At 59.6% G+C, this 10,342-nt stretch carries 7 protein-coding genes, 1 tRNA gene and 1 pseudogene; 4 read left to right on the top strand and 5 right to left on the bottom strand.

What is annotated here, in order from left to right; all coding sequences use genetic code 11:
• The 4 genes and pseudogenes from VEZ52_RS07605 to VEZ52_RS07590 all read right to left on the bottom strand — a co-directional run.
• A pseudogene (locus VEZ52_RS07605) lies at nucleotides 1-448 on the bottom strand (PD-(D/E)XK nuclease family protein); the annotation flags it as partial.
• Nucleotides 445-3,768, bottom strand: a complete 3,324-nt coding sequence (locus tag VEZ52_RS07600) for a UvrD-helicase domain-containing protein (protein WP_324836291.1) — start codon at nucleotides 3,766-3,768, stop codon at nucleotides 445-447. The pseudogene VEZ52_RS07605 and the gene VEZ52_RS07600, both read right to left, overlap by 4 nt.
• An 8-nt stretch (nucleotides 3,769-3,776) precedes the next feature.
• Nucleotides 3,777-5,081: an ATP-dependent 6-phosphofructokinase gene (locus VEZ52_RS07595; RefSeq protein WP_324836290.1), complete on the bottom strand. Its 1,305-nt coding sequence runs from the start codon at nucleotides 5,079-5,081 to the stop codon at nucleotides 3,777-3,779.
• Between the two features lie 24 nt (nucleotides 5,082-5,105).
• Nucleotides 5,106-5,666 (bottom strand): HD domain-containing protein, encoded by a 561-nt coding sequence (locus VEZ52_RS07590; RefSeq protein ID WP_324836289.1) that lies wholly within the window; start codon nucleotides 5,664-5,666, stop codon nucleotides 5,106-5,108.
• Between the two features lie 182 nt (nucleotides 5,667-5,848).
• Here VEZ52_RS07590 and VEZ52_RS07585 point away from each other — a divergent pair, with 182 nt between their 5' ends.
• Together VEZ52_RS07585 and metG are read left to right on the top strand one after the other, a co-directional pair.
• Nucleotides 5,849-6,919: a regulatory iron-sulfur-containing complex subunit RicT gene (locus VEZ52_RS07585; RefSeq protein ID WP_324836288.1), complete on the top strand. Its 1,071-nt coding sequence runs from the start codon at nucleotides 5,849-5,851 to the stop codon at nucleotides 6,917-6,919.
• Nucleotides 6,920-6,942: 23 nt separating this feature from the next.
• Nucleotides 6,943-8,955, top strand: a complete 2,013-nt coding sequence (metG, locus tag VEZ52_RS07580; RefSeq protein ID WP_324836287.1) for a methionine--tRNA ligase — start codon at nucleotides 6,943-6,945, stop codon at nucleotides 8,953-8,955.
• Between the two features lie 98 nt (nucleotides 8,956-9,053).
• On the opposite strand, the gene VEZ52_RS07575 is transcribed toward metG, so the two are convergent.
• Complete coding sequence (locus VEZ52_RS07575) at nucleotides 9,054-9,245, bottom strand: hypothetical protein (RefSeq protein ID WP_022658817.1); 192 nt, start codon at nucleotides 9,243-9,245, stop codon at nucleotides 9,054-9,056.
• A 113-nt stretch (nucleotides 9,246-9,358) separates the two neighbouring features.
• On the opposite strand from VEZ52_RS07575, the gene VEZ52_RS07570 reads away from it, so the two are divergent.
• Both VEZ52_RS07570 and VEZ52_RS07565 read left to right on the top strand, forming a co-directional pair.
• Nucleotides 9,359-10,156, top strand: coding sequence for an undecaprenyl-diphosphate phosphatase (locus VEZ52_RS07570; protein ID WP_291444680.1), 798 nt, complete (start codon nucleotides 9,359-9,361; stop codon nucleotides 10,154-10,156).
• Between the two features lie 66 nt (nucleotides 10,157-10,222).
• Nucleotides 10,223-10,299 (top strand) — tRNA-Met (locus VEZ52_RS07565).
• Nucleotides 10,300-10,342 lie beyond the last annotated feature (43 nt).

Below are 10,342 nucleotides of genomic sequence, written 5' to 3'. Positions count from 1 at the left end.
CCTGCTCCACATGGCTGAGATCCACAGCAGCCACGCGCTGGCCCAGCATTTCTTCCAGCAGGTTTGAGAGCCGCAAGCCCCATGGCAGAAAGTGCGCCATATCCATACGGGCAAAACGCGCGGCAAGGCCCTCGTCATTCTGCGCGAGGCCCATAACGCACTCGTGCAGCAGGGCGACCCTGTCCAGCACGTTGGCCGTGTGGAGAGGGTCTGCGCTGGTTTGCGACCGCCAGGCCGAGATCACATCCGCCAGGGTCATGACCTTGGGCAGCAATCCCTGATAGCCTTCTTCCGCATAGAGCTTGGTGAGGTAACGCCAGGGCCGGTTGTGGGGCACGATCAGCAGGGTTGCGCCCGCCCGCCCCTTGCCGATGCTGGTCAGAAAGGCTTTGAGGTCGGGCAGAAAGGGCCGCTGCCAGGGAAAAACAAGAATCGGCGATGCGCTCATGCCTGAGCCTCCGTGGCGGGCAAAAGATCGCTGCAACGCTCGGCAAGAGCCGAAACGCCGTGCGCTTCCACAAGCTGAAACCGCCGCACATCAAGGTACACCAGCAGACCGCGCGCACTGCCGGGGGCGCAGTCGTTCCCGGCTTCCAGGCAGGCAAGGTAGGTCTGTAGCTGCGCCACATGATCGGCTTCGGGCTGACCGCTTTTATAATCAAGCACCAGCGGCCCCCATGGCTCATGCACCAGCAAATCCATGCGCAGCAAGCGGCCCTCGGCATCCATGAGCGAATGTTCGGGCCAGCCCGTTTGCAGCCAGCGCGCCGCCTGCGGTTGCGAGGCAAACCATTGCAACGCCGCAGCGGCATTTTCCCGCAACGCGGCCTCGTCCGGCACAGGCAGCGAAAAATGCCCAAGGCCGAAGTTCAGCGCAGCCTGCGCGTCCGCCTGCGGATTGCCCGTTATGTGCAGATGCTCAAGGCACAGGTGCAGAAAGCTGCCCCTGTCTTCTGCGCGAAAGCTGAACCCTGCCAGGGGATTACGAAAAATCTTGAGGCGCGGCAGCCACTGCATGGGCCGCCATGCGGGGTCTGCAAAGCCAGCGGAATCCGCAGCATCCGGGGTTTGGGCAATGCTCCGGGCGGCATCCGCTGAAGCAACGTTTTCCTCGCCTTCCAGGCTTTCCGCAATCTCCGGCTTGCTACCCCAGGGAGCCGCGGCAGAAGCCCTCGCGGCAGTTGCAGCCGGGGCGGCATCGTGCGCGGCTGGATCCTCGCCCACGGTGTAGGGGGCTGTGAACCCGGCCTCTTCCATAAGCATGTCCAGCACGTCACTGGTAGAGCCGCGCCCGCCCACGGTGCTTGTGCGCAGCACATAGAGCGCATCGCGTGCGCGTGTAAAGGCCACGTAAAGCAGGTGGACGTTTTCACGGCACTGGCGGGCAAGCTCCTGATGATAGGGCGCGCCTAGATGCTTTCTGTTGCCCACGGCAAGGCGCAGGCCTTCGCGCTCGACCATCACGGTTTCATTGCCCATGCGGGCGCGCAGGTCTGTCCACGGCACAATAACCACCGGGGCTTCCAAGCCCTTGGATTTGTGGATGGTCATAACGCGCACGGCATCCATGTTTTCGGGCATGGGCACCTTTTCTTCGCCGCTTTTGGCGCGCCAGTGCTCCAGAAAGGTGGGCAGGGTGGCAAGGCCCTTTTCTTCCGCGCTGTGCAGCACTTCCATAAAGCGGCGCAAAAAGGTCTCCGCCTCGGGATAGCGCCGCTCCACATCCAGCCGGGCAAACCATTCAAGCGTCATGTCATAGGGCGTCATGAGGCCGGACTGACTGTGGAACGGAGCAAGCAGCCTCTGCCAGATTTCTGGCCAGCGCCTTTTGAACCGCTGGAACAGCGGCCCGCCCCTGGATGCGGCGCACCAGCCCGCAATGTCCTCGTGCGCAAGAGCCGCAGCTTCGGGGTGCTCCCTGAATATGCTGCCGCTCACAAGGCTCATAAAGGCGATGTCGTCCTCAGGATTATCAAGAAAGGAGAGCAGGGCCACTGCCTGCACCACCAGCGGATGCGCGGCAAGCCGCAGGCTGTTTTCTGTAATCACGGGGATATTTTCGCGAATCAGCCTGTCGGCCACAAGGGTAGCCTTGCCGTTGCTGCGCACGAGAATGAGCACATCGGCCCAGGGATGATGCGGCTCGATATCTTCACGCAGCAGGGTGCAGAGGCGTTCAAGCACGTCTTCGCCCAGAGCCTCGGCATCCACGGAAAGGATGGTTTCCACGCGCACAAGGCCGCCCTCGCGGGCGTTCTCCGGGCATTGCTGCTCCGTGCCCGCAAAGGCCCGCACAAGCCCTTGAGCGGCCTGCCCGCAAATTTCCGGCGGGGTGCCCGTGGGCAAAAGTGCGGCCATGACCTTTGCGGCCATGTCCGGCTGCGCCAGAGGGCCGAAGATGCCGTTGTTGTGCTGCACGATTTCACGGCGACTGCGCCAGTTGTAGGGCAGATTGTCGCGCTGACCGTCAGGTGCGAGTGCTGTGAGGCCCGCATCGTCAAACACGCCGTCAAAAAGTTCCGGCTCACCCCCACGCCAGCCGTAAATGGACTGCTTGACGTCGCCCACCCATGTGAGGGAGCCGCCGCGCGAGAGCGCTTCTTCCACAAGGGGGCGCAGGGCGTACCACTGCTCATTGCTGGTGTCCTGAAATTCATCCACCAGAAAGTGCGTGAGGCGCGAGCCCATGCGGCACAGGGCCTCGGGCACGCCGTTGTCGCTTTCAAGCACCTGCCGCGCCATATGCGGAATCAGCAGGCCCGGCAGGCTGCCTTCCTGCCGCTGGTTTTGCACAAAGGCCTGCACAAGGGTACGCGCCAGCAGGAGCACGGGGGCAAGCCCCACAGCCTGACGCAATAAGGGAGCGGTATCCACCAGCACGCCGGCGGCGCGGGCAAAGGCCTCGTAGGCTTTTTGCACCTCGTCGCTGACCACGGGCTTTTTCAAAAACAGATCGGACGCGCTGGCCTTGCTCAGGTATGCCGAAGTCTTGCACTGTCCGGCGGCAATGGCCTCCACAGCCGCGAGGGCGTTTTTGCTGAAATTAAGGCCGCTCCTAGCCGCAGCGGCCAGAAAGATATTGGCATGGGTTACGGCCATGCTTTCCACTTCGCTCAGCCGCTTGTGCAGGGTTTCCGTGGGCGAAATGTCTTCAAAGCGCCCGAGCAGCACGTCATCCAGCAGGCCGCGCAACTGGTTGAGCAGCTTTTCGCCCGCCAGAAAGCCCGTGCTGTTCTCCCGCCAGGCCATGGCCCGATAGACCTCGCGCAGCAGGGAGCGCATGGTTTCATCGCCCTGCCATGCTCGTTCAAGCAATACATCAAGATAAGGAGTGAGCACTTCTTCCGTGGCAAAGACGGGCTGAAAATCCGGGTGCAGATCAAGTTCCAGCGCTGCCGCGCGCACAATGAGGTGCAGCAGGCTGTCGATGGTGCGGATGTTCAGCGCGCCCATATCGCGCATGATCACATCCACCCAGCGGGAGGCCTGCTCGGGCGATAGCGCAAGCCCGCCCATTGGCTGCCCGAGGGCCGCGCTCTTGAGCTGCCGGATAACGCGGTCGCGCATTTCGGTAGCAGCAGCGTTGGTAAAGGTGATGGCGAGGATGTCGCCCCAGCCGCAGCGCCCCCCAGGCAAAAGAACGCAGGCCGAGGAAGCGGATGCGCTCGCGGGCGGCCCGCTCTGCACCAGCCTTTGCAGAAAACAATGCGTCAATTCATAGGTCTTGCCGGAACCGGCAGAGGCCTTGACCTGTCTGAGATGCTTCATGCTGCCGGTTACGCTGGGGGCAGCATGCCCTTCAGCATGCCCTGACCAGTGGATTCAAGCACAGCCCGCCACAGGTCCGAATAGATGTTGAGCTTGCGGCGCTTGCGGGTCACAAGCTCCAGCGGCAGATGCACGTAACGGTCCTGAATCTTGCCCACCACCATGTCTGTGCGACCGGCCATGGCGGCATGCACTGCATACTGGCCCAAAAATCCGCAATAGACCTTGTCGTTGGCATTGGCCGGGATGGAGCGGATGATGTAGCTCGGGTCAATATACTTCAACGAATGCTCAATGCCGCGCGCGCCAAGATAGGAGCTGATGTTCTTGCGCAGCAGGTCAGACACATCGCCAAGCACGGGGTTGCCCGACACATCCTTGGCGGCGTGATTTTCCATGAGGTGCTGACCAGCGCCCTCGGCTGCCACAATCACGGCATGCCCGCGCGAGCGCAGGCGTTCTTCCAGCGCGGGCAACAGCCCGCCCTCGCCCTCAAGGGCAAAGGGAGCCTCGGGAATGAGTACGAAGTTCACTTCTTTCAGGGCCAGTGCCGCACGCGCGGCGATAAAGCCCGATTCACGCCCCATCAGCTTGACCAGGCCAATGCCGTTGGGCACGCCGCAGGCCTCGGTATGGGCGCATTCAATGGCCTCCGTGGCCTTGAAGGCGGCAGTTTCAAAACCGAACGACTGGGGAATGAAGTTGATGTCGTTATCAATGGTCTTGGGGATGCCGATGACGGATATCTTGAGCCCGCGCGCCTGCACCTCGCTGCTGATGGCAAGGGCGGCCTTCATGGTGCCGTCGCCGCCAATGACAAAGAGAGCGTTGACGTTGCTGCGTTCAAGGGTATCCACAATCTCTTCGGCAGACTGCGGCCCGCGTGAAGAGCCGAGCATGGTGCCGCCAAAACGGTGAATGTCCGCCACGCTTGAAGGCGTAAGCTCAAAGGGAGCATGCCCGTACTTCGGAATAAAACCCTCAAGCCCGTAGGCGATGCCCAGGATGGAGGGCACGTTGTAGGCGTGGAAGGCCTCCATCACAATGGCGCGGATGACATCGTTGATGCCGGGGCAGAGCCCGCCGCAGGTCACGATGGCGCACTTGGCGCGGGTGGTGTCGAAATAGAGCTTTTTGCGCGGGCCAGCGGCCTCAAGGCATACGCTGAAGGGCGCGTTCACTTCTTCCGACAGTTCTTCATCCACAACAATCTGCACGGTCTTGTTGTCTGCCCAGGTGCGGTAGGGTAGCACAGAATCAAGCTTGCAGGGGCCAAGCGTGCGGATTTCCGTTTCGAGCGAACATTCTTGCATGGTGCAGCCTCGGCTGTTTTGGAGCTATTTGCTTAAACCAAGTTCCGCCGCATTGGCGCGCATGGCTTCGATGGACAGAGCCAGAAAAGCATCAAGCTCAAGCCCGGCCTCGGCGCACTGGCGGATGTTGTCGCGGCACACGCTGGCCGCAAAGGCTTTATCCTTCATCTTTTTCTTTATGCTTTTAACTTCCATGCCTTCCATGCCCGTGGGGCGCATGAGCGCAGCGGCAGAGATAAGCCCGGTGACGGTTTCGCCGCAGCGCAGGGCGTAATCAAAGCGCGAGGCGGGGCCAGCCGCGCCGTTCATTTCCGCATTATGGGCGCGAATGGCCGTGAGGGCTTCGTCCGGCAACTTGCCAGCCAGCATTTCTGCTGTGTCCAGCCCGTGCCGCGCGGCGTTTTCCGCCGTGGCGGGGTAGTCGAGGTCGTGCAAAAGGCCCGTGAGGCCCCAGAGGTCTTCATTTTCGCCAAAATGTTGGGCAAGGGCGCGCATTATGGCCTCGGAGGCCAGGGCATGCTGCAACAGGGAAGGCGGTGTTTTTTGCTCGGCCAGCAGAGCGAGGGCCGATTGACGTTCTATCATGGCAAGTTCTCCCTTATATTTAAAAATGTAAATCAGGCAACCCGGCTTTGCAAGCCGCGTAAGGTGAACGGCCGATGCGCAGCTGTGGCCCAAGCCGCAGCCCAGTTGACAGCACGGCATTAATGACGGAAAAGAACCTTTTCGGAATACATATTCCACTACCTTTGCCGAAGCGACAATTTATGCCCATATACGGTCTCCGTTTCAGAACGCTTGGACAAACAAGCTACTATACCGGCCCCTCCGGCTTCAAACGGGGGGATCATGTACTTATTGAGGCAGAGCAGGGCCAGACCCTTGCCGAAATAGTCTCCGGCCCCGCAGAGCATCTGCCCGGTCAGATGGAGCAGGAACTGCCCTCCATTCTGCGCCATGCCGGTTCAGAAGACATCCTCCGTGGCGAAGCCAACGAGCAGATGGCGCGCGAAGCGCAGCAATTCTGCCGCCAGTGCATCCGCGACCGCAACCTTGATATGAAGCTTGTGGATGTGGAAGTCTTTTTTGACCGCAGCAAGCTCATCTTTTACTTCACCGCGCCTTCGCGCATTGATTTTCGCGATCTGGTCAAAGACCTTGTGCGTGAATACCGCGCGCGCATCGAGCTGCGCCAGATTGGCGTGCGCCACGAAACGCAGATGGTGGGCGCTGTGGGCAACTGCGGCATGGTCTGCTGCTGCCGCAGGTATCTGCGCAAATTCGCGCCCGTGACCATCCGCATGGCAAAAGAGCAGAATCTGTTTCTGAATCCTGCCAAAATTTCGGGCATTTGCGGTCGCCTGCTCTGCTGCCTTTCTTATGAGCAGGACAACTACGACCATTTCCACCGCATGTGCCCGCGCCTCGGCAAGAAATACCAGACGGACAAAGGCCCCATGAAGGTTCTGCGGGCCAATATGTTCCGCAATTCCCTTTCTGTGCTGACGGAAAACAACGAGGAAGTCGAACTGAGTCTGGACGACTGGCAGGCCCTTTCGCCCCACAGGCCGGAGGCTCCCCAGGGCGTACAGCCAAAGCAGCCGCCCAAAGGCCCCATGAACGACAACAGCCTGCTTGTGGTTTCCGCCACGCCGGATACTCTTGACTCTCTTGATTTTATGGATGAATTCCGTCAGGACGAGCGCGATACCCAGGCCGAGGAATCTGCCCCCGCCGAATCCGGCGAGCGCGCCCCCGGTGGGGAGGCTCAGGCCGAACCGGGCAAGAATCGCCGCAAACGCCGCCGCAACAAGTCGCAGCGGCCCGACCACGACTAGCAATTAAGCTTACGGAGCCTTGAGTGAACAGCTTTTTCATCACAACGCCCATCTATTACGTCAATGCCAAGCCCCATCTGGGGCATGCCTATACCACTGTGGTTGCCGACGCCATGGCCCGCTACCACAAGCTGATTGGCGAGGACACCATGTTCCTCACCGGTACGGACGAACACGGCGACAAGATTGTTCAGGCGGCTGAAAAGCAAGGCCAGACTCCCAAGGAGTTTGTGGACGACATCAGCGGCCGATTCCGCGCGCTGTGGCCCAAGCTTGACGTTGCCAACGACCGCTTTGTGCGCACCACCGATCCCGAGCACATCAGCGCAGTGCAGGCCTTTTTGCAAAAGGTCTATGAAGCGGGCGACATCTATTTTGGCGAGTTTGGCGGGCATTACTGCTACGGCTGCGAGCGGTTCTATACCGAAAAAGAGCTGGAAAACGGCCTCTGCCCCCAGCACCTGACCAAGCCGGAATTTATCAGCGAGAAGAACTACTTCTTCCGCATGTCCAAGTATCTGCCATGGCTGAAGGAGCACATCGAGGCCAATCCTTCGTTTATCCGGCCCGAGCGCTACCGCAGCGAAGTACTGGCCATGCTCGAATCCGGCGCGCTGGAAGACCTGTGCATCTCGCGCCCCAAATCGCGCCTGACCTGGGGCATTGAGCTGCCTTTTGACAAGGATTACGTCTGCTACGTGTGGTTTGACGCGCTGCTCAACTACATCAGCGCGCTGAACTGGCCCGAAGGCGAAGATTTTAAAAAGTTCTGGCCCGGCGAACATCTGGTTGCCAAGGATATTCTCAAGCCCCACGCCGTATTCTGGCCCACCATGCTCAAATCTGCTGGCCTGCCGCAGTATGAGCATCTGAATGTTCACGGCTACTGGCTTGTGCGCGACACCAAGATGTCAAAATCGCTTGGCAATGTTGTGGAACCGAGCGATATGGCCCAGCGCTTCGGGCCGGATGCCTTCCGCTATTTTCTGCTGCGCGAAATGCACTTTGGTTCTGACGCCAGCTTTAGCGAAGATGCCCTTGTAGGCCGCATCAACGCCGACCTTGCCAATGACCTTGGCAACCTGTTCAGCCGCGTGCTTTCCATGACGGCCAAGTATTTCGGCAGTCACGTTCCCATGCCCAAGGCGCTTCAGGAGGACGACAAGGCCATTGCCGACCTGTGCGCCAACTCCATGCGCAACTTTGTGCAGCTTTTTGGCAACGTGCAGTTTGCCCAGGGGCTTGAATCCCTATGGGAACTCGTGCGCGCCCTGAACAAATATGTGGACACCCAGGCCCCCTGGACGCTCTACAAGCAGGGCAACATGGAGCGCCTCGCAACCGTCATGTACGTCATGCTGGCGGCCATGCGCAAAACCGCGCTCTGCCTCTGGCCCGTCATGCCCGTAGCCTCTGGCAAAATGCTGGCCCAGCTTGGGCAGCAGGTGCAGGACGGTCAGCCCCCGGTTGCCAATGTGGAAGACGAAATTGCCCATTTTGAAGGTCTTGAACCCGGCATTCAGGTGGCGGAAGGCTCCAACCTGTTCCCGCGCATTGAAGTGAAAAAGGAAGGCGCGGACAGCAAGGAACCCAAGGCTCAAAAGAAAGACAAGCAGGCGGAAAAACCGCAGGAAAAAGCCGCGCCCAAGCAGACTGCACCCAATCAGGCTGCAGCAGAGCAGGGCGGGACAGACGCGCCCGCTGCCAAGCCCAATGTGGAATTTGACCAGTTCAAGGCTCTGGATATGCGCGTGGGCACGGTCAAGGTGGCGGAAAAGCACCCCAATGCCGACCGCATTCTGCGGCTTGAAATTGACTTTGGCGAAGGTCAGCTGCGTCAGATTCTCTCTGGCCTGGCAGAACACTATGCGCCGGAAGATGTGGTGGGCAAGCGCGTGTGCGCAGTGCTGAACCTTGCCCCGCGCAAGATACGCGGGCTGGTTTCGCACGGCATGGTGCTTACGGCAGGCACAGACGACGCGCTCGGGCTGCTTGCTGTGGACCGCGATGTGCCTGACGGCAGCGAAATAGCATAATTCAGGTGTGGTAAGCGGCGTCGCACCCGTGGTTCAAATGGGCGCGACGTCTGCAACCACTATCAAAACTGCAATACAGTACGATGGGCGGAAATGCTCTAGTGGGCCTTGGCCTCTTCTTCACGGAACAGGCGCTCAAGGGCGGCGGCATCAAGCGGCGTAAGGTTGAAACGCATACCCGCTTCATCCAGAAGGGCAGACAGGCTCTTGCCAGAATGCAGGGCACGCTGTTCCGCCAGATAGGCCGCAGCCTTACGAACAAGTTCACCTTGCGGCATAATGGTTGTCATGGAGATATCCTTTTTTATTCACCCATAGCCGTTGTGCCGCCTTTTGGCAATGCTCTGCCCGCAGGACGACACATCCCACACTAGGCGACAGGATTTCGCGCCAGAGGGTTTTTATGGATAATCTGTTTACTGCGGTAATTTTGAGCATTGTCGAAGGGCTGACGGAATTTCTGCCTGTTTCCTCATCCGGCCACCTTATTCTGGTGGGCGATCTGCTCAACTTCATGGGCGAAAAGGCCGCCACCTTTGAGGTGGTTATTCAGCTTGGCGCCATCATGGCCGTGGTGGTGCTGTACTGGAAGCGCTTCTGGGGCCTTGTGCGTCCCCAGCCCTATGTGCGCTTTGCGGGCATGCGCGGCATCATGCTGCTTATCCTTACATCGCTGCCCGCCAGTGTGCTCGGGCTTTTGCTGCACTCGACCATCAAGACCTATCTGTTCCGCCCCTTGACCGTGCTCATTGCGCTGGTTGTGGGCGCTGTGATGATGATAGTGGTTGAGCGCCGCAAGTTCAAACCCTCATATATTACGCTGGACGACATGACGCCCAAACTGGCCCTTGGCATTGGCTGCTTTCAGTGCCTTGCCCTGTGGCCCGGTTTTTCGCGCTCGGCCTCAACCATCATGGGGGGCATGCTGCTTGGCGGCAAGCGCTCGCTGGCGGCGGAGTATTCGTTCATTGCCGCAGTGCCCATCATGGTTGCCGCCACCGGCTACGACATGCTGAAAAGCTGGCATCTGTTCAGCGCTGCGGATATTCCCTTTTTTGCCGTGGGCATGATTGGCTCGTTCCTCTCGGCATTGCTGGCAGTCAAGGTGTTCATCGCCCTTATGGGCCGCGTTACCTTGGTGCCTTTTGCCGTGTACCGCCTGCTTATTGCCCCGTTTATTTATTATTTCATGGTGAACTAAAAAAAATGCTTGCCAAGGGGCGGCAATTTTTATAAATAGATCGTCGCGCTAACGAGGCGCTGACACGGCAAGGTAGCTCAGTTGGTCAGAGCATGCGGTTCATACCCGCAGTGTCGGGGGTTCAAATCCCTCCCTTGCTACCAGAATTTCATACCCGGAAGTCTTACGAGACTTCCGGGTTTTTTG

This window comes from Desulfovibrio sp. (assembly GCF_035644575.1).
Classification (GTDB): domain Bacteria; phylum Desulfobacterota; class Desulfovibrionia; order Desulfovibrionales; family Desulfovibrionaceae; genus Desulfovibrio.
This window is presented reverse-complemented; position numbering and strand designations above follow the sequence as displayed.

Excerpts from the sequence above, each read along its gene's own strand:
- VEZ52_RS07600 (WP_324836291.1), bottom strand. The coding sequence starts at position 3,768 with ATGAAGCATCTCAGACAGGTCAAGGCCTCTGCCGGTTCCGGCAAGACC.
- VEZ52_RS07570 (WP_291444680.1), top strand. The coding sequence starts at position 9,359 with ATGGATAATCTGTTTACTGCGGTAATTTTGAGCATTGTCGAAGGGCTG.
- VEZ52_RS07595 (WP_324836290.1), bottom strand. The coding sequence starts at position 5,081 with ATGCAAGAATGTTCGCTCGAAACGGAAATCCGCACGCTTGGCCCCTGC.
- VEZ52_RS07575 (WP_022658817.1), bottom strand. The coding sequence starts at position 9,245 with ATGACAACCATTATGCCGCAAGGTGAACTTGTTCGTAAGGCTGCGGCC.
- VEZ52_RS07590 (WP_324836289.1), bottom strand. The coding sequence starts at position 5,666 with ATGATAGAACGTCAATCGGCCCTCGCTCTGCTGGCCGAGCAAAAAACA.
- VEZ52_RS07585 (WP_324836288.1), top strand. The coding sequence starts at position 5,849 with ATGCCCATATACGGTCTCCGTTTCAGAACGCTTGGACAAACAAGCTAC.